Source organism: Methylobacterium sp. WL8 (genome assembly GCF_008040045.1).
GTDB classification, from domain to species: domain Bacteria; phylum Pseudomonadota; class Alphaproteobacteria; order Rhizobiales; family Beijerinckiaceae; genus Methylobacterium; species Methylobacterium cerastii.
Genome location: NZ_VRVF01000003.1, coordinates 75,841 through 101,431, shown reverse-complemented (window position 1 = coordinate 101,431; position 25,591 = coordinate 75,841). Strand labels below are relative to the sequence as shown.

The window sequence follows — 25,591 nt, the reverse complement described above, 5'->3', positions numbered from 1 at the left end:
TCAGGTCACCCGACGCAGAACGAGGCAGGCGTTCAGGCCGCCGAACGCGAAGGAGTTCGACATGGCCGCGCCGATCGGCATCGCCCGGGAGCGCAGCGGGATCGCGTCGATATCGAGATCGGGGTCCGGCTCGGTTAGGCTCGCCGTCGGCGGCGCCTCCGAGCGGGTCATGGCGAGCACCGTCGCCACCGCTTCGAGCGCCCCGGCCGCGCCCAGGGCGTGCCCGGTCGTGCCCTTGGTCGAGGAGACCGGCGGCACCCGTCCCGCCCCGTAGACGGTCCGCATCGCCGCGACCTCGGTGAGGTCGTTGGCCCGCGTGCCGGTGCCGTGCGCGTTGACGTAGGCGATGTCGGCCGGCGACAGGCCGGCATCGGTCAAAGCGGCCCGCATCGCGCGCACCATGCCGTCGGCGGTCGGCGCCATGATGTCGCCGGCGTCGGCCCCCGAGCCGAAGCCCGCGACGGCTACCTGCGGCACGCGTCCCCGCGCCCGCGCATGCTCTTCGCGCTCCAGGATGACGACGCCCGCGCCCTCGCCGACGGTGAGGCCGTCGCGGTCCCGCGAGAACGGACGGCATCCTGTTCGGCTCATGATCTTCATGCCGTTCCAGGCGAGCAGCGTGCCGGCGGAGAGCGGCGCCTCGGTTCCGCCGGTGATCGCCACGTCGACGACGCCGCTGCGCACGAGCTGGGCGGCGACGCCGATGGCGTGGGTGGCCGAGGCGCAGGCGCTGGCCAGGACGAAGCACGGGCCCTGCGCGCCGTAGGCGATCGAGACCCAGCTCGCCGAGGAGCTGCCCATCGCGCGCACGACCGAGAACGGATGGGGGCGTTTCTTCTCGGCGAAGAGCCGCTCGTATTGCGTGTCGAGGCTGGTCAGGCCGCCGCCGCCGTTGCCGAGGATCACCGCGATGCGCTCGGGCGCCACCGAGCCGGGCGCGATGCCGGCGTCCGCGAGGGCGCGGCCGGCGGCGGCCACCGCCAGCACGGCGTTGCGGTCGCATGCGCCCGGAACGGAGATCGGGAGGTCGGCGAACGCCGTCCCCTCGTCGATCGCCGCGACGACCAGGTTCGCATCCGGGAGCGCGCGGGCGACGGTGAAGTTCGGGCGGCCCGCGATCAGGTTCGCCCAGTAGGTCTCGAGGTCGAGCCCGCTCGGCGAGACGACGCCGAGCCCGGTGACGACGACGGCGCTCATGCTCTCCGGGCCTTGGCCGCGAGGGCCGAGCGGATCAGGCCGACCACGTCGCCGAAGGTGGTCTCGGCGGCGGGCTTGGCGTTGGCGTTGAAGTTCACCTCGACGCCGAACTGGTCCTCGATCTCGAAGATCACCTCGACGAGGTCGAGGGAGTCGATCTGCGCCTCCTCCATCGTCGTCGCGCTGTCCCAGCGGACGTCCTCGACCTTCAGGTACTTGCGGAAGATCTCGAACAGGCGGACCTCGACGTCGTCCGCGCCGGCCGCGGCGACGGCATCGATGGCGGCGGGATTGGTGGTGACGACTGCGGCGGAAGAGATCATGACGGCCCCCGTATTTGAAACACAGCATCTTTCTTCCTGATCTGGGTTTCGCGAGCAAGCAATTTGGCGAACCATAGGCAATTGGTCGGTTCCATAGTAAATTTCACCGATTGGTTTGCAGCATAGTGTTCGGGCTTCTAACATCCAATATTAAGATTGACGCCGTGTCTTCGGTCCGCCGAGATCGCCTTGCGGTTGCGTCCTGCGACGGACCGCACGTCCGGTCCGGGCCGCCGTCGCAGACGGCCGGCGCGATCTTTCAGGCCTGGCCCGGTCGGGGCTTGTCGCCCGATTCGAAGCGGGAGTACGGTCCCTTCGCCCAGCCGCGCGATGACGTCGGCGGGCCCAGGGAGTGGAAGCATTGGATTTTTCCCCGTCCTCGACGCAGGAGCGCTGGCTCAAGCGCGTGCGCGACTTCATGGCCGCCGAGGTCTACCCGGCGCTCGACGCCGTGAAGGCCGAGACGGCGCAGACCGTGCCCGACCGCTGGGCGCCCTCCGAGGCGATCGAGGGCCTGAAGGCGAAGGCGCGCGCGGCCGGCCTATGGAACCTGTTCCTGCCGCCCTCGCCCGAGCACGACACCGAGGAATTCCGGGGTGCCGGGCTGACCAACCTCGACTACGCGCGCTGCGCCGAGGAGATGGGCCGGATCGCGTGGGCCTCGGAGGTGTTCAACTGCTCGGCGCCCGACACCGGCAACATGGAGGTGCTGCACCGCTACGGCAGCGCGATGCACAAGGAGCGCTGGCTCAAGCCCCTGATGGCCGGAGAGATCCGCTCCGCCTTCCTGATGACCGAGCCGGAGGTCGCCTCCTCGGACGCGACCAACATCGCGACCTCGATCCGCCGCGACGGCGACCACTACGTCGTCAACGGCCGCAAGTGGTGGTCCACCGGCGTCGGCGACCGGCGCTGCAAGGTCGCGATCGTCATGGGCAAGACCGACCCCGACGCGCCGCGCCACCAACAGCAATCCCAGATCTTCGTGCCCCTCGACGCGCCCGGCGTCGAGATCAAGCGGATGCTCTCGGTGTTCGGCTACGACGAGGCCCCACACGGCCACGCCGAGGTGATCCTGCGCGACGTGCGCGTGCCGGCCGAGAACCTGATCCTCGGCGAGGGCCGCGGCTTCGAGATCGCCCAGGGCCGCCTCGGGCCGGGGCGCATCCACCACTGCATGCGCACCATCGGCGCGGCCGAGGCCGCCCTGGAGGCGATGGTGCGCCGCCTGCTCTCGCGCACCGCCTTCGGTAAGCGGCTGGCCGACCAGTCGGTCTGGGAGCAGCGGGTGGCGGAAGCCCGCATCGACATCGAGATGACGCGGCTGCTCTGCCTGAAGGCCGCCGACATGATGGACAAGGTCGGCGCCAAGGCGGCCAAGCTCGAGATCGCGATGATCAAGGTCGCCGCCCCGCGCATCGCGCTGAAGGTGCTCGACGACGCGATCCAGGCCCATGGCGGCGCCGGCGTCTCCGACGACTTCGACCTGGCGCGGACCTACGCCCACGTCCGCACCCTGCGGCTGGCCGACGGACCGGACGAGGTGCACAACCGCTCGATCGCGCGCCTGGAATTCGCCCGGCACAGCAACGCGGGCCCCGCCGCGTGAGCGAGACCGGGGACGCCGCCTTCGCCGGCACCAAGCCGGTCGACCCGCGCCACCGGATCGACGAGGCCGCGCTGTCGGCCTGGATGGCCGGGCACGTGGCGGGCTTTCGCGGCCCGCTCGCGCTGCGCCAGTTCAAGGGCGGCCAATCGAACCCGACCTATCGGCTGGAGACGCCGGGCGGGGCCTACGTGCTGCGACGCAAGCCGTTCGGCCCGCTGTTGCCCTCGGCGCACGCGGTCGAGCGCGAATACCGCCTGATCCGGGCGCTGCACGGCACCGGCTTCCCGGTGCCCCGCGCCGACGCGCTGTGCGAGGATGCCGGCGTCATCGGCGCGGCCTTCTACGTGATGGAGGCGGTCGAGGGCGCGGTGCACTGGAACGCGGCCCTGCCCGACCTCGGGCCGGCGGAACGGCGCGGCGTCTACGAGGGGATGATCGCGACACTGGCGCGCCTGCACCAGACCGACCACACCGCGATCGGGCTCGGCGATTACGGGCGGCCGGGCAACTACTTCGCCCGCCAGGTCGATCGCTGGACCAGGCAGTACCGCGCCGCCGAGGGCGACCGGCTCGAGGCGGCCGAGCGGCTGATCGCGTGGCTGCCGCGGACCGTGCCGGAGCAGGACCGCGTCTCAATCGTCCACGGCGACTACCGCCTCGACAACATGATCTTTTCGGGCGGCCGCGTGGCCGCGGTGCTCGATTGGGAACTCTCGACGCTGGGCGATCCGCTCGCCGACTTCAGCTACCTGCTGATGCACTGGGTGCTGCCGGCGGACGGGCGCAGCGCGCTCGGCGGCCTCGACCTCGGGAGCCTCGGCATCCCGGCGCAGGCGGAGGCGGTGGCGCTCTACTGCCGCGAGACCGGGCGCGACGGCCTGCCCGACCTGAACTGGTACTTCGCCTACAACCTGTTCCGCCTGGTCGGCATCCTGCAGGGCATCGCCGGGCGGATGAAGGCCGGCACCGCCGCGAGCGACCACGCCGCCGACATGGCGGCCCGCGTCCCCAAGCTCGCCGACGCGGCCTGGTCCTTCGCCGTGAAGGCCGGGGCCTGACCGCGATGGCTCGGATCGTCGTCGTTACCGGCGCTGCGGGCGGCATCGGCCGCGCCCTCTGCGCGCGGTTCGCGGCGGACGGCGCGACGGTCGTCGCCGCCGACATCGATGCGGCCGGCGCTGCCGAGACCGCGGCCGAGGTCGGCGGCACGCCCGCGACCTGCGACGTGGGCGAGGCCGAGAGCGTCGCCGACCTCGTCGCGCACACGATCCGCAACCACGGCCGGGTGGATGTCTACGCCTCGAATGCCGGCATCCTGCTCCGCGATCCCGATCCCGAGAACGCGGCCTCCGCAGCGGAAGCCGACTGGGCCAGCGCCTGGGCCGTCAACGTCATGGGCCACGTCCACGCGGCGCGGGCGCTGCTGCCGGATTGGATCGCCCGGCGCTCCGGGAGCTTCCTCGCCACGGTTTCCGCGGCGGGGCTCCTCAGCCAGATCGGCAGCGCCACCTATTCCACCACCAAGCACGCTGCGCTCGGCTTCTGCGAGCACCTGGCGATCACCCATCGCGATCACGGCATCCGCGTCGCCGCGCTGTGTCCGCAGGGCGTCGACACGGCGATGGTGCGCGGCGCCTCCCCGCGCGAGCCGGCTCTGCGCGACGGCCTGCTCAGCCCTGACGCCGTAGCCGAGGCGGCGTTCACGGGGCTCGCGGAGGGCCGATTCCTGATCCTGCCGCACGGCCAAGTCGCCGCGTACGTGCGCCGCAAGGCCGACGACCACGACCGCTGGATCGGCGGCATGGCCAAGCTCAGACGCGCGAGAGGATGATCCGATGTCGCTGTTCGATCTCACCGGCAAGGTCGCCGTCATCACCGGCTCGTCCCGGGGAATCGGCCGCGCCATCGCCCTGCGCATGGCCGAGCAGGGGGCGCGGGTGGTGGTGTCGTCGCGCAAGCGCGAGGCCTGCGACGCGGTCGTGGCCGAGATCGAGGCGGCGCACGGCGCGGGCCGCGCGATGGCGGTGCCGGCCAGCATCTCGGTGAAGGACGACCTCGTCCGCCTGATCTTCGAAACCCGCGAAAAATTCGGGGAAGTGGACGTGCTGGTCTGCAATGCCGCCAGCAACCCGTATTACGGCCCGCTCGCCGAGATCAAGGACGAGCAATTCCAGAAGATCCTGTCGAACAACGTCGTCTCGAACCACTGGCTGATCCAGCTCGTGGCGCCGTCGATGATCGCCCGGCGGGACGGCGCGATCGTCATCGTCTCCTCGATCGGCGGCCTCAAGGGCTCGCCGGTGATCGGCGCCTACAACGTCTCGAAGGCCGCCGACATGCAGCTCGCCCGCAACTACGCGGTCGAGTACGGCCCGCACAACGTCCGCGTGAATTGCATCTGCCCCGGCTTGGTACGCACCGACTTCGCCCGCGCCCTCTGGGAGGACCCGAAGGTTCTGGAAGCCGCGACCTCGGGCGCCCCGTTGCGCCGCATCGGCGAGCCGGACGAGATCGCGGGCGCCGCGATCTTCCTCGCCTCCGCCGCGGGGCGGTTCACGACCGGTCAGGCGATCGTGGTGGATGGCGGCGTGACGATCGCCAGCGGGGCGATCGGGTAAGAGAGACGATCGCTCGAAGCCCGGTGCGGCCCCCTCTCCCGTTCGGGAGAGGGTTGGGGTGTGGGGTCAGGTCGATCCGGACAGGGCACGCCCCTCACCCTGTCCCTCTCCCGAACGGGAGAGGGGACCAGCGGCACCTTCGGCAACCCGAGAAGTCGCAGCCGCGCGAAGGTTGGAGGGTGGCGCTTTCAGCCTGCGTTCCGCGCCGCCTTGTCGTACCCGGCGAAGCTCCCGCCTTCCGCGACGAGCTTTTCCAACAGGGCCGAGGGTGTGAATTCCGGCCCGTGCTCGGCTTCGAAAGCCTTCATCCGAGCCAGGATCGTGTCGAGGCCGATGGCGTCGGCCCAGTGCATCGGGCCGCCGGTGTAGACCGGCCAGCCGTAGCCGTTGATCCACACCGTATCGATGTCGGAGGCCCGCAGCGCCTTGCCCTCTTCGAGGATCTTGGCGCCCTCGTTGACCATCGGATAGAGGCAGCGCTCCAGGATCTCCTGGTCCGTCACGGTGCGGCGGGCGATGCCCTTGCGCTCGGACACCTGACGGATCACCGCATCGACTTCGGACGAGGGCGTGGACTGCCGGTTCTCGTCGTAATCGTAGAAGCCGCGCCCGGTCTTCTGTCCGCGGCGGTCCTGCTCGCACAGGATGTCGCGCACGCTCTCGCCCTTCGAGGTCTCGGCCGACCAGCCGATGTCGAGGCCGGCGAGGTCGCTCATCGCGAACGGCCCCATCGGCAGACCGACGCCCTCGACCACGCGGTCCACGTCCTGCGGCAGGGCGCCTTCGAGGATCAGCTTGTTGGCCTCGCGTTGGCGCTGCTCCAGCATGCGGTTGCCGACGAAGCCGTGGCAGACGCCGACCAGCACCGCGACCTTGCCGATCCGCCGCCCCAGGGCCATCGCGGTGGCGATCACGTCTGGTGCGGTCTTCGCGCCGCGAACCACTTCGAGGAGCCGCATGACGTTGGCCGGCGAGAAGAAGTGCATGCCGATCACGTCCTGCGGGCGCTTCGTCATGCCGGCGATCACGTCGATGTCGAGGTAGGAGGTGTTGGAGGCGAGGATCGCGCCCGGCTTAGCGATGGCGTCGAGCTTCTCGAAGATCGTGCGCTTGAGGTCCATGTCCTCGAACGCCGCCTCGATGATCAGGTCGCACGCGGCGAGGTCGGCGAAGTCGAGGCTGTCGGTGAGCAGCCCCATCCGGGTCTCGACGTCGGCGGCGGTGATGCGGCCCTTCTTGGCCGAGCCGTCGTAGTTCCTGCGGATCGTCTTCAGCCCGCGCTCCAGCGCCTCGGGCTTGGCCTCGACGATCGTCACCGGGATGCCGGCGTTGAGGAAGTTCATGCTGATGCCGCCACCCATCGTGCCGGCGCCGATGATGCCGACGCGGGCGACCGCGCGGGTCGGCGTGTCCTTGCCCAGGCCCGGGATCTTGGCGGCCTCGCGCTCGGCGAAGAAGACGTGGCGCTGGGCGATCGACTGGGCGCCGTGCATCAGCCGCTCGAAGGTCTCGCGCTCGAAGGCCATGCCTTCCGCGAACGGTCTATTGCAGGCCGCCTCGACGCAGCGGATGCAACCCTCCGGCGCCTCGAAGCCGCGGAACTTCTTCGCATTCGCCTTGCGGAAGGCCTCGAAAAGGCCGGGGTTGTCGCGACCCTCGGCGATCCGGTCGTCGCGGTCGCGGATGCGCGGCGAGGCCTGCCCCTCGGCCAGGACGCGCTCGGCGAAGGCGACCGCGTCGGCCACCAGCGTGTCCGCGCCGGTCAACGCATCGACGAGCCCCATCGCCTGCGCGGCCTTGGCGCCGACGGGCTGGCCCGAGGTGATGATTTCCAGAGCCTTCTGCGGGCCGACCACCCGCGGCAGGCGCTGCGTGCCGCCGGCGCCCGGCACGAGGCCGAGCTTGACCTCCGGCAGGCCGAGCTTGGCCGAGGGCGTCGCGACCCGGTGGTGGCAGGCGAGCGCAAGCTCGAGGCCGCCGCCGAGCGCCTGCCCGTGGATCGCGGCGACCACCGGCTTGAACGAGGTCTCGATGATGTCGAGCAGCTCACCCAGGCCCATGCCGCGAGGCGGCTTGCCGAACTCCGTGATGTCGGCGCCGCCCGAGAACAGCTTGCCCGAACCGGTGAGCACGATCGCGCCGACCGCCTCGTCCGCGCCCGCTTCCGCGATCCGGTCGCGCAGGCTCTCGCGGACGGCCGAGCCAAGCGCGTTCACCGGCGGCGAGGCCAGAGTGATCACGGCGATGCGGCCGTCGCGGCGGAGGGTGGTCGGGGTGTCGGTCATGCTGGCTTCCTCATCGTCGCCGCGCCCGGTTCGCTCCGGGCGTCGGCCGTTTTCGAGATCGGGGTCCGGCCCTGTCGGCGAGGCTCAGCCAGCGACGACGCCGCGTGCCCGCAGGTCCGCGATATGCTCCGAATCGAGGCCGAGTTCCGTGAGCAGCGCGTCGGTGTGCTCGCCGAGGCTCGGCGGCGGCCGGCGCACCGGCGGCCGGTCGCCGTCGAGGCGATAGGGCGGCGCGAGGACGGGCGAGCGGCCCGCGTGCAGCATGCCGGCCTGCGCCGTGCGCTCGGAGCGGAAAGCCTCGTGCAGGCCCGCGACCTCGCCGCAGGGGATGCCCGCGGCGCGAAGCGCCTCGATCAGCGCCGCCCGCGGGATGCGGGTGAGCTCGCGGTCGATCTCGGGGGCGAGCCGTGCGCGATGGCGCGAGCGGCCGAGGTTGGTCGCGAAGTCCGGGTCGGCGGCGAGGTCTTCGCGGCCGATCACCGTGCAGAAGCGGCGATACTGGCCGTTGTTGCCGACCGTGATCACGAGGGGACCGTCCGCCGCCTCGAACACGCCGTAGGGCACGATCGCCGGGTGGGCGTTGCCGACCCGCTCGGGATCGCGGCCGAGGGCGAGGGCCGCGAGGCCGACATAGGAGGTGAGGCTGAGGCCGGAATCGTAGAGCGCCATCTCGACGTGGCGGCCGCGCCCGGTGCGGTGGCGTTGCAGCAGCGCGGCGAGCACCGCCTGCGCCGCGTACTGGCCGGTGAACAGGTCCACCGCCGCCACGCCGAACTTCAGCGGCGGCTCCTCGGGCCGGCCGTTCAACGCCATCAGCCCGGACTCGCCCTGCACCACGAGGTCGTAGCCCGGCCGGTCCGCCTCCGGCCCGTCGCCGACGTAGCCGGCCACCGAGCAGTAGACCAAGCCCGGGTTCTCGGCCGAGAGGCGCGCGTAGCCGAGGCCGAGCTTGTCGGCGCCGCCGCGCTTGAAGTTCTGGATCAGCACGTCGCAGCCGGCGGCGATCCTGCGCGCCAGGTCCGCGCCCTCTTCGGTCGCGAGGTCGAGGCCGAGCGAGCGCTTGTTGCGGTTCACGCTGTCGAAATAGGTGGTGTTGCCCGGGCTGGTGGCGACGCCCCAGTCGCGGGTGTCGTCGCCGCGCTCGGGATGCTCGACCTTGATCACGTCGGCGCCGAGGTCGGCGAGCACCTGTCCACACCACGGGCCGGCCAGCACGCGCGACAGGTCGAGGACGCGGATGCCCGACAGCGGCAGGTCCTGTTCCGTCGTCGGCTCCATCGGTTCCTCCAGATCCTGAATTCGGCGCGTCTGCAGCGCCGCCCGGCGTCGCGCCCGGCCTTCCGGTTTCGAAAAACCGGTATGTTCGGTTGACAGCGACCGCCATCGGCATAAATCGAATTTCGCAATCATGGAACAGCGGCCCGCCCGAGGTCGCGTCTGGGAGGTTGGCGTGTCGCATCCGGCGATCCGAGAGGCCGAATCGCCAGCGGAGGCTCGGGCGGAGGCTCGGGCGCGGCACTTCCCCGAAGCCTGCGACTGGGACGGCGCGATCGAGGTCGGAACGATTCCGGACCTGCTCGCGGCCGGCGTCGCCGGGGCGAAGGGGCCGGCTTTCGATTTTCGCGGACGCGCGATCGGCTTTCCCGAATTCGCCGACCACGTCGAGGCGATCGCCGCCGGCCTGATCCGGCTCGGGTTGGCGCCCGACGCCACGATCGGCCTGCACCTGCCGAACACCCCGTTCCACCCTGTGGCGTTCTTCGCCGCAGCCCGCGCCGGGCTGCGGGTGGCGCACCTGTCCGGCCTCGATGCGCCGCGGGAACTTGCGCACAAGCTCGGCACCACCCGCGCCCGCGTCCTCGTGACCACCAACCTGCCCGGCTTCCTGCCGGTGGCGCTGACGCTGCTCGACGAGGGCGCCGTGGACACCGTCCTCGTCGGCGACGACGCGGAATGGGGCGCCTCCACCGTGCTGGAGCCCCTGCCGATCCCGGACCGCTCCGGCGTCGTACCGCTGGCCGCGTTGCGCAGCGCGCCGCGCCCGGCCGCCTGGCCGCAGCGCAAGCCCTCCGACGTGATGCTGCTGCAATTCACCGGCGGCACCACCGGCCTGCCGAAGGCGGCGATGCTGACCCACGGCAACCTGACGGCCGCCGTCTCGATGTACCGGCTCTGGACAGACGACGGCGACGAGGGCGAGGCCTCGGCCCGCGCCGTCTGCGTTCTGCCGCTGTTCCACATCTACGCGCTGACGACGGTGCTCCTGCGCGGCATCCGCGGCGGCACGCAGATCCTGCTGCGCCAGCGCTTCGACCCGGAGGAGATCGTCGCCGACATCGAAGTCCGCCGCGCCACGGCGCTGCCGGGGGTGCCGACGATGTGGTTCGCGCTGCTGAATCGCCCCGGCATCGAGGCGGTGGACTTCTCGTCGCTCCGCTCGTGCATGAGCGGCGGCGCGCCCCTGCCCTTCGACGTGATGGGCCGCCTGAGCCGGCTGATGGGCGTCAACCTCGGGGTCGGCTGGGGCATGACCGAGACCTCGCCTGCCGGCACCCGCCTGCCGCGCGCGGCCGAGCGCCGGCCCGGCGTGATCGGCATCCCGTTGAAGGGCATCGCCATGCGGGTCGTCTCCCTCGACGACCCTTCGGTGGAGGTGCCGACCGGGGAGACCGGCGAGATCGCGATCCGCGGGCCCAACGTCTTCGCCGGCTACTTCGAGCAGCCGGACGCCACGGCCGAAGCGTTCCGCGACGGCTGGTTCCTCACCGGCGACATCGGGCGAGTGGACGAGAACGGCCTGTTCGACCTCGTCGACCGGCGCAAGAACATGATCATTTCGGGCGGCTACAACGTCTACCCGGTGCAGATCGAGAGCGCGATCTACGAGCATCCGGCGGTCGCCGAGACCATCGTCATCGGCATCCCTTGCAACTATCGCGGCCAGGCGGCCAAGGCCTTCGTCACCCTGAAGCCCGGCGCCGAGCGCTTCACCCTCGACGAGCTCAACGCCTTCCTCGCCAGCCGCATCGGCCGCCACGAGATCCCGCGGGCGCTCGAATTCCGGGACGCCCTCCCCCGTAGCCCGGCGGGCAAGCTGCTCGCCAGCGTGCTCGTCGCCGAAGAACAGGCCATGACGGCGCGCGACAACACCGGAGCCCGACCCGCATGATCGACGCCGTCATCGTCTCCACCGCCCGCACGCCGATCGGCAAGGCGTTCCGCGGCGCGCTGAACCTGACAGACGGCGCCGACCTCGGGGCGCACGCGATCCGCGCCGCGGTTGAGCGCGCCGGCGTCGAGCCGGCCGAGGTCGAGGAGGTCGTGCTCGGCTGCGGCTATCCTGAGAACGCGACCGGCGGCAACGTCGCGCGGCACGCGAGCCTCGTCGCCGGCATTCCGGTCGGGTCGGCCGGCGTGACGGTGTCGCGGTTCTGCGCCTCGGGCCTCGAGGCGATCGCCAGCGCCGCACGGCGCGTGATCCTCGACGGCGTGCCGGTGGCGGTGGCCGGCGGCCTCGAATCGATCAGCCTGGTGCAGCCGAAGGTGCAGAAGGAGCTGACCCGCAACGACTGGCTCTTCGCCCACCTGCCGGCGATCTACATGCCGATGATCGAGACCGCCGACATCGTCGCCGAGCGTTACGGCATTTCGCGCGAGGCCCAGGACGCGTTCGCGCTGGAAAGCCAGCGTCGCACCGCGGCGGCGCAGGAGCGCGGCCTGTTCGATGCCGAGATCGTGCCGATCTCCGCGATGATGTCGGTGACCGACAAGGCCACCGGCGAGACCCGCACCGTCGAGACGCGGCTCGCCAAGGACGAGGGCAACCGCCCCGACACGACGCTCGAAGGTCTGGCCAGGCTCAAGCCCGTGCGCGGCGAGACCGCGTTCATCACCGCCGGCAACGCCAGCCAGCTCTCGGACGGGGCCTCGGCCTGCGTGGTGATGTCGGGGGCGGAGGCCGTGAGGCGCGGGCTTGCCCCACTGGGCACCTTCCGCGGCTTCGCGTCGGCCGGCTGCGGCCCGGACGAGATGGGCATCGGCCCGGTCTTCGCGGTGCCGCGCCTGCTGGAGCGGCACGGGCTCAAGGTCGCCGACATCGACCTGTGGGAGCTGAACGAGGCCTTCGCGAGCCAGTCGCTGTACTGCCGCGACACGCTCGGGATCGACCCGGAGCGGGTCAACGTCAACGGCGGCGCCATCAGCGTCGGGCACCCCTTCGGCATGAGCGGCGCCCGCCTCGTCGGCCATGCCCTGCTCGAGGGCCGCCGCCGCGGGGCGCGCTACGCCGTCGTCACCATGTGCGTGGCCGGCGGCATGGGCTGCGCCGGCCTGTTCGAGATCGGGAACTGAGCCATGGACCTGCGCTTCACCGCCGAGGAGATCGCGTTTCGCGACGAGGTCCGCAGCTTCTGCCGCGAGAAGATCCCGGCCGAGATCCGCCGCAAGGTCTCGGAAGGCCGGGGCCTCGGCAAGGACGACGTCGTCACGGCCCAGCGCATCCTCAACGCCCGCGGCTGGGCCGTGCCGCATTGGCCGAAGGAATGGGGCGGCCAGGATTGGACGCCGATCCAGCGCTACATCTACACCGAGGAGCTGCTGCAGGCGGCGGTGCCGCTGCCGCAGCAGTTCAACTGCTACATGTTCGGCCCGGTGCTCGCGACCTTCGGCAACCAGGCGCAGAAGGAGCGCTTTCTGGCGCGCGCCGCGAACCTCGACGATTGGTGGTGCCAGGGCTTCTCCGAGCCCGGCGCCGGCTCCGACCTCGCCTCGCTCAAGACGAAGGCCGTGCGCGACGGCGACCACTACGTCGTCGACGGCCAGAAGACCTGGACGACGCTCGGCCAGCACGCCGACTGGATCTTCTGCCTCGTGCGCACCGACATGGAGGCGAAGAAGCAGCGCGGCATCTCCTTCCTGGTGATGGACATGACGACGCCCGGCATCACCGTGCGCCCAATCATCACCCTGGAGGGGCGCCACGAGGTCAACGAGGTGTTCTTCGATTCCGTGCGCGTGCCGGTCGAGAACCTGGTCGGCGAGGAGAACAAGGGCTGGGACTACGCCAAGTTCCTGCTCGCCAACGAGCGCACCGGCATCGCCCGGATCGGCCTGACCAAGGAGCGGATCCAGCGCATCAAGCGCTTGGCGCGGGAGATGCCGTCCGGCGCCGGCTCGATGTGGGACGACGGCGACTTCCGCGGACGCGTCGCCGAGGTCGAGATCGAGCTGAAGGCGTTGGAGATCACCCAGATGCGGGTCGCGGCCAAGCAGGGCCGCGCCGACTCGGTGCAACCCGACCCGGCCTCCTCGCTCCTCAAGATCCGCGGCTCGCAGCTCCAACAGGCCGCCACCGAACTGCTGGTGGAGCTGGCCGGCCCGTTCTCGCTCGCGGCGCCCGCCCGCGGCGGCGGCGGCAACAATCCGCCCGGCGGCTTCGACTGGGTGGATGCGGCCGCGCCGAGCTACTTCAACAACCGCAAGGTCTCGATCTACGGCGGCTCGAACGAGATCCAGCACAACGTCATCGCCAAGGGCATCTTGGGGCTTTGATTTCTGCTCCGTCCGGCGGGCGTGGCTCCGGACCACCCCCTCTCCCGGTGGGAGAGGGTTGGGGTGAGGGGCGTCACCTATCCGGAAAGGTCACGCCCCTCATCCTGTCCTTCTCCCCCTGGGAGAAGGGACCCGCGGCCGCATCGGTCGCGTCGAGCGTCTCGTAGAAAGCGGTTCGTTTCATGGATTTCGACTTCAGCGAAGAGCAGAACCTGTTGCGCGACAGCGTCGAGCGCTTCTGCGCCGACGGCTATCCCTCGCTGGAGGCGCGCCAGGCCCGGACCCGCGAGCCGATGGGGTTCTCCGAGGCGAACTGGGGCAAGCTCGCAGAGCTCGGCGTCTGCGGCCTGCCGTTCTCGGAAGAGGATGGTGGGTTCGGCGGCGGCGCGGTCGAGACGATGATCGTGATGGAGGCCATCGGCCGGAACCTCGCCGTCGAGCCGGTCTTCGCCAGCGGCGTCCTCGGCGCGACGGCGATTCGCCTCGGCGCCGATTCGGACCAGAAGGCGCGCTGGCTGCCCGGCCTGATCGAGGGCACCACGCGTCTCACGCTTGCCCACACGGAGCGGCAGTCCCGCTACGACCTTCACGATGTCGCGACGAAAGCCCGCCGCGAGGGCTCGCACTACGTGCTCGACGGCCAGAAGAGCGTGGTGCTGAACGCCGATTCCGCCGGCCTGATCGTGGTCAGCGCCCGCCTCTCGGGCGAGCGCCGCGACCGGCACGGCATCGGCCTGTTCGTGGTGCCGGCGGACGCGCCGGGCGTGACCATCGAAGCGTATCCGACCCAGGATGGCGGGCGGGCCGCGGAGGTCGCCTTCGCCAACGTCGCGGTCGGCGCGGACGCCGTCCTCGGCGATTCGGAGGACGGCCTGCCGCTCCTCGTGCGCGTGGCCGAGCACGGCATCGCGGCGCTGGCGGCAGAGGCGCTCGGCTCGATGTCGGCGCTGCACGCGCTCACCGTCGACTACCTCAAGCAGCGCAAGCAGTTCGGCGTGACAGTCGGCAGCTTCCAGGCGCTGCAGCACCGGGCGGTCGACATGCTGATCGCCCTGGAACAGGCGCGCTCGATGGCGATCTACGGGGCGATGATGGTGGATTCCGCCGACGCCGCCGAGCGCGCAGCCGCGCTCTCCGCGGTGAAGGTTCAGGTCAACAAGGCCTGCCGTTTCCTCGGCCAGGAGGCTGTGCAGCTCCACGGTGGCATCGGCATGACCATGGAGTACATCGGCGCGCACCACTTCAAGCGCTTGGCGATGATCGAGTACCAGCTCGGCGACACGCCCTACCACCTGCGCCGCGTCGCCGACGACGGCGGCCTGATCGCGGCCTAGAGCTTTTTCCGTGATCCCTGGATCACGGAAAAAGCTCTAACCTGATGTGTGGTCGCATTTTCTTCACGCGAGCCGGCATCCACCTCGCATGAAAATGCTCTAACCGGCCGGAGCGTAGACGCCGACGAACAGCGGGCGTGCGAAGACGTCCGCCGCGTGCGCCCCCTCGACCTCGCACCAGCGGTCGAGGTCTGAGGCCGCGTCGATCATGCTGCTCACGACCTGGGCCGCGATCGACGGGTCGATCGCGCGGATCGAGCCGTCGGCGATGCCGTCCCCGATCGGGAAGGCGAGGCGCTCCCACAGCCGCCGCATGGTCAGCGGGATCTCGGCCCGCAGGCTGTCCGGCAGGGCGCCGACCGCAGTGCAGCGCAGGAGCGGACCGCGCTCGGAGACCTGATGGCGCATCAGGGCGCGGGCGCAGGCGGTGATCCGCATCCAGCCGCTGCCGCCGGCGGCCTCCGCCGCCTCCTGCTCCCGCCGCAGGATTTCGAAGGTGCGCGCGAAGCACTGGGCGATCAGGTCGTCCTTGTTGTCGTTGTGGTGGTAGAACGAGCCCTTCGTCACGCTGAGCCGCGCCGAGATCTTCTCGACAGACGCGCCGCGATAGCCTTCCGCGTTGATGAGCGCGGTCGCCGCCCGCAGGAACGGCTCGGTCGGGTCGGCGGGCGCCGTGACGGGATCGGGCGCATCGCCGCTCCAGCGGCTCTCCGGCCCCGCGAGCCCGCGCAGCAGCAGGTCGGCGACGCGCTCGCCGACGCGGGGGTAGTCCGCCGCCTCGTAGCGGTCGATCCAGGCGCGGACTGTGTGGACCACCGAGATCACGAGATGCGTCCGCGCGTTCAGCGCGTCCCGGTCGAGACCCGGGAAGGCGGCTTCGGGGAAGAACGCCGTGCGCGCCTGCCGGAAGAAGGCGTTGTAGGCGGCATAGACCATCGCGCTCTGCGGCTCGGGCAGCGCGCGCATGTCGGTGAGCCGGACCTGCGGCGGCCGCGCCCCGATCTCGATCGCCGCCAGATCGCGGAAATACGCGGCGAGGAAGGCGGAGAGCCGCCGAGGCGGGTCGGCGGAGGCCGCCGTCTCGGCCAGCAGGGCCTCATGCCACTTGATGGTGCTGACGTAGCAGGCGGCCGCCAAGTCCTCCTTGCGGCGATAATAGTAGGTGATGCTGTTCGGCATGAGGCCGACGCTGCCGCCGACGTCGTTCAGCGCCGTGCCGCGGATGCCGCGGGCGTTGAAGTGCCGTGCCGCGGCGTCGAGGATGGCCTCGCGCTTCTGGGCGTAGCGTTTGGTCTGCCCCGCGGCGGGCCTGCCTCCATCGATCATCGTCGCGATTGAGCATGGCCTTACCCGGACTGACAAGCGGGCGGCCGCGAGACATGATACCCCGAAGCCACAGGGCGGCGGCTTCGTCGTTTAGCCAGTTGCGGTGCTCGCGCGCACGACTGATCCTGCCTCCATGATGATGCAGCACGACGCGGCGTATCAGCCCCAACCGGAAGCCGTGACCGCCCGCTCGTCGGGCCGGTCGCGCACGAGTGCACGCCCCATGCTGTACGACGCGTTCGACATGCAATGCGACATGGCCCAGCAGACGCGGGCCTGGGGACGGGTGCTGCACGATGCGGTCTCGCCCTGGGCCGGCTTCGGCGAGTCGATGAACTGGATGTCGGCCGGCGCCCGCATGATGATGCGCGCCGGCCTGACCTTCGCGCGCCCCTCCTTCGGCATCGACACGATCGCGGTCGGCAACCGCGAGGTCCCGGTGGTCGAGGAGCCGATGCTCTCGACGCCGTTCGGCACCCTGCTGCGCTTCCGCAAGGACATCGACACCGAGCAGCCGAAGGTGCTGGTGGTGGCCCCGCTCTCGGGCCACTTCGCGACGCTGCTGCGGAGCACGGTGAAGACCCTGCTGCCCGACCACGACGTCTACATCACCGATTGGCACAACGCCCGCGACGTGCCGCTCTCGGATGGCGCCTTCGGCTTCGACGACTATGTCGGCCACCTCGTGCAGTTCCTCGGGGCGATGGGCGGCCCCGCCCACGTGCTCGCCGTGTGCCAGCCGACCGTGCAGGCGCTCGCCGCCGCCGCAGTCATGGCCGAGACCAAGGATTCGGCCGCGCCCCGCAGCATGACGCTGATGGCCGGCCCGGTGGATTGCCGCATCAGCCCGACCTCGGTGAACGCGCTCGCCACCTCGAAGCCGATCGAGTGGTTCGAGAAGAACCTGATCTCCACCGTGCCCCGGCGCCACAAGGGCGCCGGCCGGCGCGTCTACCCCGGCTTCGTGCAGGTCTCGGCCTTCGTGTCGATGAACACCAAGCGACACATGCAGGGCCATGCGGACCTGTTCTGGCACATGGCCAACGGCGAGGTCGAGAAGGCCGACGCGATCGCCGGGTTCTACGACGAGTACTTCGCCGTGCTCGACCTGGCGGCGGAATTCTACATCGAGACGGTGAAGACGGTGTTCCAGGACTACACCCTGGCCAAGAACGAGCTGACCTACCGTGGCAACCCGATCGACATGCGCTCGATCCGCAAGACCGCGCTGATGACGGTCGAGGGCGAGCGCGACGACATCTGCGCCGTCGGACAGACCATGGCGGCGCACGACCTCTGCACCGGCCTGCCCCCGCACATGCGCAGCCACCACCTCCAGGCCGGCGTCGGCCACTATGGCGTGTTCTCGGGCCGCAAGTGGGAAGGGCAGACCTACCCGCTTGTGCGCAACTTCATCCAGTCGCACGACTAACGGCCCTTGCTCCGCCCTGAGCGGATTTGACCCGCACGCGCACGATGCCCACCATGCTAGCCTGCCTGCAGAAAGATGCAGGTTCGAGAGCGGCGAGGCGATTGCGGGCGTGAGCAGAACCGATCCGAAGCGATCCGACACCGCCGCGCAGCTCGACCGGCTCGTGGCGCAGGCCAGCGCCGCCGGCTTCTGGGAGCGGGCCTGGCCGCTGCTGTGGCGGGGCTTGGGCGTCGTGCTGGCGTTCCTCGCCGTGTCCTGGCTCGGTCTCTGGCTCGATCTCCCCGCCACCTGGCGCATCGTTGGCCTCGTCGCCTTCGCTGCCGCGCTCGTCGCCGTCCTGTCGCCGCTCGTGCGCCTGCGCCGGGCCGACCGGCGCGCCGCGCTCGCCCGCATCGACCGCGAGGCGGCCGCGCGCGACGGGGCGCTGACCCATGCGCCGGCCTCGACGATAGAGGATACGCTGGCCGTCGGCACCGCCGACCCCGACACGCGCGCCCTGTGGGCGTTGCACCAGGCCCGCGCCGCCGCCGCGGTCGCGCGGCTGCGCGTCGGCCTGCCGCGCCCGGGCATGCCGCGCCACGACCCGTTCGCCCTGCGCGCCGGCCTCGTGGTCGCGGCGGTGGCGAGCTTGTTCGTCGCCGGCCCGGAATGGCGCGAGCGCCTCGGCAGCGCGTTCGACTGGCGCGAAGCCGCATCCGCCGGGCCGAGCTACCGCATCGACGCCTGGATCGACCCGCCGCTCTACACCCGGCTTCCGCCGCTGGCGGTCGCCATGTCCGGGGGCGAGCAGCGCCTGCGCGTGCCGGTGAACTCGCAGCTGATCGTGCGCATCGCGGGCGAAAGTCCGGCGCAGACGGTGCTGACGCCGGATGCCGGCCTCAAGGCCGTGCCCGGCAAGGAGCCGCGGCCGGACCTGCGCGAGGACCGGTTCCAAATCGTCGGCCCGAGCGCCGCGCTGACCATCGCGGCGCCGGGCCAGATTCAGCGCCTGGTGGTCGAGGCGATCCCCGACCTGCCGCCGGAGGTCCACGCCGTCGGCGGGCCCGAGGTGAACGGGCGCGGCACCTTCAACCTCAGCTATCGCGCCAAGGACGATTACGGCATCGCCTCCGCCGAGGGGGTCGTCGAGCCGATCGAGGGTACGCGCTCGCTGGTGCCGCCGCCGCGGATCGCCCTGGCCCTGCCCGGCGACGCCAACGGCGAGACCGACACCAAGACGCTCGTCGACCTCACCGACAACCCCTGGTCCGGCGCGCGGGTGCGCTTCACGTACCTCGTCAAGGACGAGGCCGGCCAGGAAGGCCGCACGCCGACGACCGAGATGGTGCTGCCGGCTCGCCCGTTCCGCGATCCCCTGGCGCGGGCGCTGGCAGAAGAGCGCCGCCGCCTCGTCGTGACGCCGGACGAAGGTCGCGTCCGGGTGCAGATGGCGCTCGACGCCCTGCTTGTCGCACCGGATTTGTTCACGCCGCAGCCGGGCGTGTTCCTCGGCCTGAAGACCGCGGCGCGCCGCCTGCGCGCGGCCGGGAACGACGCCGCCCTCACCGAGGTGGCGGACCTGCTTTGGGAGATGGCTCTCAAGATCGAAGACGGCGACCTCTCGGACACCGAGAAGAAGCTTCGGCAGGCGCAGGACCGGCTCAAGGAAGCGATCGACAAGAGGGCCCCCGACGACGAGATCAAGCGCCTGACGCAGGACCTGAAGCAGGCGCTCGACAAATTCATGAAGGAGCTTGCCGAGAAGCAGAGCAAGCAGCCGCGCGAGCAGGGTTCGCGCGACAAGCAGGGCCAGCCATCGAAGTCGGTGACGCCGGACGACCTCGACAAGATGCTCAAGGACATGGCCGAGGCGATGAAGCGCGGCGACACCGCCGAGGCGCAGCGCCTGATGGAGCAGCTGCGCAACATCCTCGAGAACCTGCAGAGCGCCGAGCAGGGCGGCAAGTCCGATCCGACCGCCCGCGAGATGCAGAAGCAGATGAAGGAGCTCGACCAGATGGCCCGCGAGCAGCAGGGCCTGCGCGACGAGACCTTCAAGGAAGGCCAGGAGAAGCCCGGCCCCGAGCAGGGCCAGCGGCCGCCGAACCGCAGCCAGCAGGGGCAGAAGCCCGGCCAGCGGGGGCAGCAGAGCCCCGGCCAGCAGGGCCAAAGTCAACAGGGGCAAAGTCAACAGGGGCAAGGCCAACAGGGCCAAGGGGAGCCGGGTCAACAGGGACAGCAGCAGGGCAAGGGCCAGCAGAAGGGCCAGCAGGGCGGCGTCGGCGAACGCCAGCAGGCCCTGCGCGAGCGCCTGCAGGACCTGCAGAACCGCATGAAGGAGAACGGCATGAAGGGCGAGGAAGGCCTGTCCGATGCCGAGGATGCCATGCGCGAGGCCGAGAACGCGCTGAAGGACGGGCAAGAGGGCGACGCCGTCGACGCGCAGGGCCGTGCGCTGGACGGGCTCAAGCGCGGCGCCGACGGCATGCAGCAACAGATGCAGGAATCGGCCGAAGCCGAGGGCGAAGGCCAGGGCGACAAGCCCGACGGCCAGCAGCCGGGCCAGCAGGGCCAGGCCGGCGCCAAGGACGACGACCCGCTCGGCCGCCCGACCCGCGGGCGCGACATGAGCGATGGCCGCGTGCGCGTGCCGACGGCCGACGAATCCGCGGTCCAGCGGGCGCGCCGGATCATGGAGGAGTTGCGGCGCAAGCTCGGCGACCCGACGCGTCCGCAGGAAGAACTCGACTACTTCGAGCGGCTGCTGCGCCGGAACTGATGGCACGCCGCCGACCGTCCTGCGCGGCCCGTCATTCCGGGGCGCCGCAGGCGAGCCCGGAATGACGGCTCTGGAGGCGTCTCTGTGCTAGCGGGGGAGCCCGTCCTGGCGCCAGCGGCGCTTCGCCCCTGCCGCCGCCGCCGCGAAGCCTCTATAAGCGGCGCCGAACGCTCTGCGAGATCCCCCCACCATGTCCGGCAACACCCTCGTCCTCGTCGCCTGCCTCGCGGTGGCCGTCATCCTCCTCCTCGGCCTCGCCAACATGATGCGTGGCGGCGACGCGAACCTGTCGCAACGCCTGATGCGGCTGCGCGTGCTGCTGCAGTTCGTGGCGATCCTGGTGATCATGGGCGTGGCTTGGTGGCGCTCCGCCTGAGGGCGCGCGACTGTGACCGGCGGGCCGCACCGGTCGGCATTCCACCCCGGCGCGGATGAAACGGCGATCCGGGCGCAGCCAAGCATGCTAGGGATTCCGGGTTCAATCCGGATCCGTTCCCGCATGAAGCCCACCTTCCACCGTCTCGTCGCCGGCGCGCTGGCCCTCGCGATCGCCTCGCCCGTCGCGGCGGCCGATCTCGGGTACGCGCCGCGGCCCGCGGCCTACGCGCCGCCGGTGCAGCCCCTCAGCATCGTCTCCGAGGTTCGGATCGGTGGCTCGGTGCAGGATCCCGGAAGCGCCGAGGGCAAGCTTCCCGGCTTCGAGAAGCAGAACGTCAACGGCGAAATCCTATTCACGAAGCCGCTGGTGAGCGCCGACCCGTTCTGGCAGGCGTTCGTGCCGCGCGCGACCGTGGGCGGCAGCTACAACACCGGCGGCCGGACCAGCTATGCCTACCTCGGCGCCACCTGGTCGGTGGACCTGTTCCCCGAGACCTTCGACCGCCGCGTCTTCATCGACGGCTTCTTCGGCGGCGCCGCGCATAACGGCTATACCGGCCCGAAGGCGCTCGCCCCCTACGGCTTCAACTCGCTCGGCTGCTCGCCGCTGTTCCGCGAGGCGGCGGCGCTGGGCTTCCGCATCACCGAGCATTGGAGCGTGATGGCGACCGTCGAGCACATGTCGAACGCCGGCCTGTGCGGCGAGAATCGCGGCCTGACGAACTTCGGCGGCAAGCTCGGCTACACCTTCTGATCTGAAAGCGTCGGCGGACCCGTGGTCATCCTCAATCGCATCTACACACGGACCGGTGACAAGGGCACCACGGCGCTCGCCGACGGGCAGCGCCGCTCGAAGGCGGACCTGCGGGTCGAGACCTACGGCACCGTCGACGAGACCAACGCCTGCGTCGGGCTCGCCCGCCAGCACGCCGAGCCGCGCCTCGACGCGATGCTCGGCGCGATCCAGAACGACCTGTTCGACCTCGGCGCCGACCTCGCGACGCCGCCGAGCGACACGCCCCCGGCCTACGAGCCGCTGCGGATCGTGGCCTCGCAGGTCGCCCGGCTCGAAGCCGACATCGACGCGCTGAACGCTAACATCGCCCCGCTCAAGTCCTTCGTGCTGCCCGGCGGCTCCCCGGCGGCCGCCGCCCTCCACCTCGCCCGCACCGTCAGCCGCCGCGCCGAGCGGCTTGCTGTCGCGCTCGCGGCGACCGAGGGTGAGATCGTCTCCGCGGAAGCGCTCAAGTACCTCAACCGCCTTTCGGACTTCCTGTTCGTGGCGAGCCGCGCCGCCAACTCGGACGGCGTCGACGACGTGCTCTGGGTGCCGGGCAAGAACCGGTAGCAAGCACCGGCTGCAAAGAGCCGGGCCGCACGCGCCCATCTCCGTACCGTAGAAGCGAACGCCCTTCGTCGGCCGGCCGCGGCTTTTCGAAAGCGCGGGCGCGCGCCGCGTTGACAAGGCGGAAATGTGGCCGTTACGGTCCGCGCCCTGTGCGAGCGGCCGATCGCGGCGCTCCGGTTTCCACCGATCAAAACAATCCGAACGCGGAGGAAGTAGACCGCCATGAAGGTTCTGGTGCCCGTCAAGCGGGTCGTCGATTACAACGTCAAGATTCGCGTCAAGGCCGACGGCTCGGGGGTCGAACTCGCCAACGTGAAGATGTCGATGAACCCCTTCGACGAGATCGCGGTCGAGGAAGCGATTCGCCTGAAGGAGAAGGGCAAGGTCACCGAGATCGTGGCCGTGTCGATCGGGCCGCAGCAGGCCCAGGAGACGCTGCGCACCGCGCTCGCCATGGGTGCCGACCGTGCGATCCTGGTGAAGACCGATACGGTCTGCGAGCCCCTCGCGGTGGCCAAGATCCTGAAGGTGATCGTCGAGAAGGAGAGCCCCGAGCTGGTGATCCTCGGCAAGCAGGCGATCGACGACGATTCCAACCAGACCGGCCAGATGCTCGCGGCTTTGCTCGGCTGGCCGCAGGGCACCTTCGCCTTCAAGATCGAGGCGGGCGAAGGCAGCCTCGACGTGACTCGCGAGGTCGACGGCGGCCTGCAGACGGTGTCGCTCAAGCTGCCGGCGATCGTGACGACGGACCTGCGCCTCAACGAGCCGCGCTACGCCTCGCTGCCCAACATCATGAAGGCGAAGAAGAAGCCGCTGGAGGAGATGTCGCCCGACGCACTGGGCATCGACGTCACCCCGAAGCTCAAGGTGCTCAAGACCACCGAGCCGCCGGGCCGCTCCGCCGGCGTCAAGGTCGGCTCGGCCGCCGAGCTCGTGCAGAAGCTGAAGACCGAGGCCAACGTCATCTAGTCCCGACTGCGCGCGCTCCCGCTCCCGGTCGAGCGCGCGCCCCATCCGAGATCAGAGGTTTGAACCGATGACCACCCTCCTCCTCGTCGAGCACGGCCAGTCCGAGATCAAGGACGGCACCCTGAAGGCGCTCACCGCCGCCAAGGAACTCGGCGCCCCCATCCACGCCCTCGTCGTCGGCGCCGGCAGCAAGGGCGCCGCCGACGCGGCCGCCAAGCTCGACGGCGTCGACAAGGTGCTGCTCGCCGACGACGCGGCCTACGACCACGACATGGCCGAGCCGGTCGCCGCCCTGATCGTCGCCATCGCCGAGCCCTACGACGCGATCGTGTGCTCGGCGACCACCACCGGCAAGAACATCCTGCCGCGCGTGGCCGCCCTCCTCGACGTGGCGCAAATCTCCGACATCATGAAGGTGATCTCGCCCGACACGTTCGAGCGCCCGATCTACGCCGGCAACGCGATCCAGACGGTCCAGGCCGGCGCCGGCAAGAAGGTGATCACCGTCCGCACCGCCGCCTTCAAGGCGACCGGTGTGGGCGGCGCCGCGGCTCCGGTCGAGGCGGTCACGGCGGCGGCGCCCGCCGCCGGCGGCTCGACCTTCAAGGGCGAGGAGATCGCCAAGTCCGACCGGCCGGAGCTGGCCGCCGCCAAGAGCATCGTCTCCGGCGGGCGCTCGCTCGGCTCGGCCGACAAGTTCAAGGAGCTGATCGAGCCGCTGGCCGACACGCTCGGCGCCGCCGTCGGCGCCTCGCGCGCGGCCGTCGACGCCGGCTACGCCCCGAACGACTGGCAGGTCGGCCAGACCGGCAAGGTGGTGGCGCCCGACCTCTACGTCGCGGTCGGCATCTCCGGCGCGATTCAGCACCTGGCCGGCATGAAGGACTCGAAGGTCATCGTCGCGATCAACAAGGACGAGGACGCCCCGATCTTCCAGGTGGCGGATTACGGCCTCGTCGGCGACCTGTTCCAGATCGTGCCGGAGTTGCAGGCCGAGATCGGCAAGGCCAAAGGCAACTGAGGCGAGGCTTCAGTTCTCTGTCCCGATCCGTGCGATGACGGATCGGGGCGTCCCGTCGAACCTGTCGCGTCTTAAGTAGCGCGACGGGTTCCACCGGGGCCGGTGAAGGCGCTAAAAGATCTGCTGCGCAGTCCGTGCTGCTTTCGCGGTGGATCGGGGACCGTGCAGCGCAGGAAAGCTCGGCAGCCGCTCCGGTTGTGGGCGTCGGGGGCATGGATCGACAGATGGGCATCGATATCAAGCGGGTCGGCATCATCGGTGCCGGGCAGATGGGAAGCGGCATCGCCCACGTCTGCGCTGCGGCCGGCCTCGACGTTCTGCTGAACGACCGCGATCCCGATCGGCTCAACGCGGGGCTCGCCAACATCGACGGCACCCTCGCCCGCCAGGTCTCGAAGGGCACGATCGACGAGAGCCACCGCCGCGAGGTGCGCGAGCGCATCGTCGCCGCGCGCAGCTACGACGACCTCGGCCCCTGCGACCTCGTCATCGAGGCCGCCACCGAGCACGAGGCGACCAAGCGCCAGATCTTCTCGACCCTGTGCCCGTCGCTGCGCCCGGATGCGCTGATCGCGACCAACACCTCGTCGATCTCGATCACGCGGCTCGCCGCCTCGACCGACCGGCCGGAGCGCTTCATCGGCATCCACTTCATGAACCCGGTGCCGGTGATGCAGCTCGTCGAGCTGATCCGCGGCATCGCGACGGAGGACCCGACCTACGAGTCGGCCAAGGCCTTCATCGCCAAGCTCGGCAAGACCTCGACGATGTCGGAGGACTTCCCGGCCTTCATCGTCAACCGCATCCTGCTGCCGATGATCAACGAGGCGATCTACACGCTCTACGAGGGCGTGGGGTCGGTGGAGTCGATCGACACCGCCATGCGCCTCGGCGCGAACCACCCGATGGGCCCGCTGCAGCTCGCCGACTTCATCGGCCTCGATACCTGCCTCTCCGTGATGCAGGTGCTCTACGAGGGGCTGGCGGATTCGAAGTACCGGCCCTGCCCGCTCCTGGTGAAGTACGTCGAGGCCGGCTGGCTCGGCCGCAAGGTCAAGCGCGGCTTCTACGATTATCGCGGCGAAACGCCGGTCCCGACCCGCTGAGCGCGGGCCGGGCTGCGCACAGCGCCTACTTCGGCTGGTTGCCGTTCGCGCTCGGCTGGGCCGGCTGCGGGTAGGTCGGGTTGCCGGCCGGCACGCCGCTCGTGTTGCTCGAGGACGGCGCGTTGTTCGAGCCCGTCACCGACCCGGTGACCTCCTTGCGCGACGCGTCCTGGCTCTGGCTGGCGTAGTCCTTCGGCGCGTTGGCGCCGTTCCAGGTCAGCAGGCCGATCGTGGCCACGGCGAGCAGCACGAGGCTGCCGACCAGCACCCAGAGCATCGACTTGCCGCGCTCGCCCTGGCGTGCGTTCTGATTGGGAACCTGCTCGACCATTCT

Annotated in this window: 22 protein-coding genes; 16 read left to right on the top strand and 6 right to left on the bottom strand. The window is 70.6% G+C overall.

Annotation, left to right across the window (positions count from 1 at the left end; translation table 11 throughout):
* Both FV234_RS02070 and FV234_RS02065 read right to left on the bottom strand, forming a co-directional pair.
* Complete coding sequence (locus FV234_RS02070) at positions 1-1,197, bottom strand: beta-ketoacyl-[acyl-carrier-protein] synthase family protein (protein WP_147827945.1); 1,197 nt, start codon at positions 1,195-1,197, stop codon at positions 1-3.
* The gene (locus tag FV234_RS02065; protein ID WP_147751770.1) at positions 1,194-1,520 is read right to left on the bottom strand and encodes a phosphopantetheine-binding protein; all 327 of its coding nucleotides are present in this window, start codon (positions 1,518-1,520) and stop codon (positions 1,194-1,196) included. Before FV234_RS02065 ends, FV234_RS02070 begins: the two co-directional genes overlap by 4 nt.
* 361 nt (positions 1,521-1,881) lie before the next feature.
* Between FV234_RS02065 and FV234_RS02060 the strand changes: the two genes are divergently transcribed.
* Genes FV234_RS02060 through FV234_RS02045 form a run of 4 tightly spaced genes read left to right on the top strand, consistent with a single transcriptional unit; the run spans position 1,882 to position 5,747 of the window.
* Positions 1,882-3,129, top strand: a complete 1,248-nt coding sequence (locus tag FV234_RS02060; protein WP_147764893.1) for an acyl-CoA dehydrogenase family protein — start codon at positions 1,882-1,884, stop codon at positions 3,127-3,129.
* Positions 3,126-4,187 (top strand): phosphotransferase family protein, encoded by a 1,062-nt coding sequence (locus tag FV234_RS02055; protein ID WP_246685601.1) that lies wholly within the window; start codon positions 3,126-3,128, stop codon positions 4,185-4,187. Before FV234_RS02060 ends, FV234_RS02055 begins: the two co-directional genes overlap by 4 nt.
* A gap of 5 nt (positions 4,188-4,192) precedes the next feature.
* On the top strand, positions 4,193-4,960 hold the full coding sequence (locus FV234_RS02050) for an SDR family NAD(P)-dependent oxidoreductase (protein ID WP_147764894.1): 768 nt from the start codon (positions 4,193-4,195) through the stop codon (positions 4,958-4,960).
* Positions 4,961-4,964: 4 nt separating this feature from the next.
* Positions 4,965-5,747, top strand: coding sequence for an SDR family oxidoreductase (locus tag FV234_RS02045; RefSeq protein ID WP_147764895.1), 783 nt, complete (start codon positions 4,965-4,967; stop codon positions 5,745-5,747).
* Between the two features lie 188 nt (positions 5,748-5,935).
* Here the strand turns inward: FV234_RS02045 and FV234_RS02035 are convergent, their stop codons facing one another.
* Both FV234_RS02035 and FV234_RS02030 read right to left on the bottom strand, forming a co-directional pair.
* Positions 5,936-8,032 carry a 3-hydroxyacyl-CoA dehydrogenase NAD-binding domain-containing protein gene (locus FV234_RS02035; RefSeq protein WP_147827943.1) on the bottom strand — a complete coding sequence of 699 codons (2,097 nt, stop codon included), beginning with the start codon at positions 8,030-8,032 and terminating at the stop codon, positions 5,936-5,938.
* Between the two features lie 84 nt (positions 8,033-8,116).
* Positions 8,117-9,310: a CaiB/BaiF CoA-transferase family protein gene (locus tag FV234_RS02030; protein ID WP_147827942.1), complete on the bottom strand. Its 1,194-nt coding sequence runs from the start codon at positions 9,308-9,310 to the stop codon at positions 8,117-8,119.
* A gap of 172 nt (positions 9,311-9,482) precedes the next feature.
* Between FV234_RS02030 and FV234_RS02025 the strand changes: the two genes are divergently transcribed.
* The 4 genes from FV234_RS02025 to FV234_RS02010 all read left to right on the top strand — a co-directional run bounded on the left by FV234_RS02025 (position 9,483) and on the right by FV234_RS02010 (position 14,916).
* On the top strand, positions 9,483-11,201 hold the full coding sequence (locus tag FV234_RS02025; RefSeq protein ID WP_246686102.1) for an AMP-binding protein: 1,719 nt from the start codon (positions 9,483-9,485) through the stop codon (positions 11,199-11,201).
* Positions 11,198-12,382, top strand: a complete 1,185-nt coding sequence (locus FV234_RS02020) for an acetyl-CoA C-acyltransferase (protein WP_147764900.1) — start codon at positions 11,198-11,200, stop codon at positions 12,380-12,382. Before FV234_RS02025 ends, FV234_RS02020 begins: the two co-directional genes overlap by 4 nt.
* A 3-nt stretch (positions 12,383-12,385) precedes the next feature.
* Positions 12,386-13,582: an acyl-CoA dehydrogenase family protein gene (locus tag FV234_RS02015; protein ID WP_147814664.1), complete on the top strand. Its 1,197-nt coding sequence runs from the start codon at positions 12,386-12,388 to the stop codon at positions 13,580-13,582.
* Between the two features lie 182 nt (positions 13,583-13,764).
* Positions 13,765-14,916, top strand: a complete 1,152-nt coding sequence (locus FV234_RS02010) for an acyl-CoA dehydrogenase (RefSeq protein ID WP_147764902.1) — start codon at positions 13,765-13,767, stop codon at positions 14,914-14,916.
* Positions 14,917-15,015: 99 nt separating this feature from the next.
* Here the strand turns inward: FV234_RS02010 and FV234_RS02005 are convergent, their stop codons facing one another.
* Positions 15,016-16,242 carry a TetR/AcrR family transcriptional regulator gene (locus FV234_RS02005; protein ID WP_147827941.1) on the bottom strand — a complete coding sequence of 409 codons (1,227 nt, stop codon included), beginning with the start codon at positions 16,240-16,242 and terminating at the stop codon, positions 15,016-15,018.
* 223 nt (positions 16,243-16,465) lie between these two features.
* Between FV234_RS02005 and phaZ the strand changes: the two genes are divergently transcribed.
* The 8 genes from phaZ to FV234_RS01965 all read left to right on the top strand — a co-directional run bounded on the left by phaZ (position 16,466) and on the right by FV234_RS01965 (position 25,257).
* On the top strand, positions 16,466-17,674 hold the full coding sequence (phaZ, locus tag FV234_RS02000; RefSeq protein WP_147763949.1) for a polyhydroxyalkanoate depolymerase: 1,209 nt from the start codon (positions 16,466-16,468) through the stop codon (positions 17,672-17,674).
* A 109-nt stretch (positions 17,675-17,783) separates the two neighbouring features.
* Positions 17,784-20,432 (top strand): TIGR02302 family protein, encoded by a 2,649-nt coding sequence (locus FV234_RS01995; RefSeq protein WP_246686101.1) that lies wholly within the window; start codon positions 17,784-17,786, stop codon positions 20,430-20,432.
* Positions 20,433-20,622: 190 nt separating this feature from the next.
* Positions 20,623-20,808, top strand: a complete 186-nt coding sequence (locus tag FV234_RS01990; protein ID WP_147763947.1) for a twin transmembrane helix small protein — start codon at positions 20,623-20,625, stop codon at positions 20,806-20,808.
* Between the two features lie 123 nt (positions 20,809-20,931).
* Positions 20,932-21,564: an acyloxyacyl hydrolase gene (locus FV234_RS01985; RefSeq protein WP_147752274.1), complete on the top strand. Its 633-nt coding sequence runs from the start codon at positions 20,932-20,934 to the stop codon at positions 21,562-21,564.
* A gap of 21 nt (positions 21,565-21,585) precedes the next feature.
* Positions 21,586-22,158 carry a cob(I)yrinic acid a,c-diamide adenosyltransferase gene (locus tag FV234_RS01980; protein ID WP_147827939.1) on the top strand — a complete coding sequence of 191 codons (573 nt, stop codon included), beginning with the start codon at positions 21,586-21,588 and terminating at the stop codon, positions 22,156-22,158.
* 222 nt (positions 22,159-22,380) lie between these two features.
* On the top strand, positions 22,381-23,130 hold the full coding sequence (locus FV234_RS01975) for an electron transfer flavoprotein subunit beta/FixA family protein (RefSeq protein ID WP_147763946.1): 750 nt from the start codon (positions 22,381-22,383) through the stop codon (positions 23,128-23,130).
* A 67-nt stretch (positions 23,131-23,197) separates the two neighbouring features.
* Positions 23,198-24,151 (top strand): FAD-binding protein, encoded by a 954-nt coding sequence (locus FV234_RS01970; RefSeq protein ID WP_147827938.1) that lies wholly within the window; start codon positions 23,198-23,200, stop codon positions 24,149-24,151.
* A 224-nt stretch (positions 24,152-24,375) separates the two neighbouring features.
* Positions 24,376-25,257, top strand: coding sequence for a 3-hydroxybutyryl-CoA dehydrogenase (locus FV234_RS01965; RefSeq protein ID WP_147752270.1), 882 nt, complete (start codon positions 24,376-24,378; stop codon positions 25,255-25,257).
* A gap of 25 nt (positions 25,258-25,282) precedes the next feature.
* Here FV234_RS01965 and FV234_RS01960 read toward each other — a convergent pair whose 3' ends face one another.
* Positions 25,283-25,588 (bottom strand): hypothetical protein, encoded by a 306-nt coding sequence (locus FV234_RS01960; RefSeq protein WP_147752269.1) that lies wholly within the window; start codon positions 25,586-25,588, stop codon positions 25,283-25,285.
* Between the last annotated feature and the right edge of the window lie 3 nt (positions 25,589-25,591).

Bases quoted from the DNA above. Each gene is read 5' to 3' on its own strand.
- FV234_RS02070 (WP_147827945.1), bottom strand. From the start codon at position 1,197: ATGAGCGCCGTCGTCGTCACCGGGCTCGGCGTCGTCTCGCCGAGCGGG.
- FV234_RS02065 (WP_147751770.1), bottom strand. From the start codon at position 1,520: ATGATCTCTTCCGCCGCAGTCGTCACCACCAATCCCGCCGCCATCGAT.
- FV234_RS02050 (WP_147764894.1), top strand. From the start codon at position 4,193: ATGGCTCGGATCGTCGTCGTTACCGGCGCTGCGGGCGGCATCGGCCGC.
- FV234_RS02045 (WP_147764895.1), top strand. From the start codon at position 4,965: ATGTCGCTGTTCGATCTCACCGGCAAGGTCGCCGTCATCACCGGCTCG.
- FV234_RS02035 (WP_147827943.1), bottom strand. From the start codon at position 8,032: ATGACCGACACCCCGACCACCCTCCGCCGCGACGGCCGCATCGCCGTG.
- FV234_RS02030 (WP_147827942.1), bottom strand. From the start codon at position 9,310: ATGGAGCCGACGACGGAACAGGACCTGCCGCTGTCGGGCATCCGCGTC.
- FV234_RS02020 (WP_147764900.1), top strand. From the start codon at position 11,198: ATGATCGACGCCGTCATCGTCTCCACCGCCCGCACGCCGATCGGCAAG.
- FV234_RS02015 (WP_147814664.1), top strand. From the start codon at position 12,386: ATGGACCTGCGCTTCACCGCCGAGGAGATCGCGTTTCGCGACGAGGTC.
- FV234_RS02010 (WP_147764902.1), top strand. From the start codon at position 13,765: ATGGATTTCGACTTCAGCGAAGAGCAGAACCTGTTGCGCGACAGCGTC.
- FV234_RS02005 (WP_147827941.1), bottom strand. From the start codon at position 16,242: ATGATCGATGGAGGCAGGCCCGCCGCGGGGCAGACCAAACGCTACGCC.
- phaZ (WP_147763949.1), top strand. From the start codon at position 16,466: ATGCTGTACGACGCGTTCGACATGCAATGCGACATGGCCCAGCAGACG.
- FV234_RS01990 (WP_147763947.1), top strand. From the start codon at position 20,623: ATGTCCGGCAACACCCTCGTCCTCGTCGCCTGCCTCGCGGTGGCCGTC.
- FV234_RS01985 (WP_147752274.1), top strand. From the start codon at position 20,932: ATGAAGCCCACCTTCCACCGTCTCGTCGCCGGCGCGCTGGCCCTCGCG.
- FV234_RS01975 (WP_147763946.1), top strand. From the start codon at position 22,381: ATGAAGGTTCTGGTGCCCGTCAAGCGGGTCGTCGATTACAACGTCAAG.
- FV234_RS01970 (WP_147827938.1), top strand. From the start codon at position 23,198: ATGACCACCCTCCTCCTCGTCGAGCACGGCCAGTCCGAGATCAAGGAC.
- FV234_RS01965 (WP_147752270.1), top strand. From the start codon at position 24,376: ATGGGCATCGATATCAAGCGGGTCGGCATCATCGGTGCCGGGCAGATG.
- FV234_RS01960 (WP_147752269.1), bottom strand. From the start codon at position 25,588: ATGGTCGAGCAGGTTCCCAATCAGAACGCACGCCAGGGCGAGCGCGGC.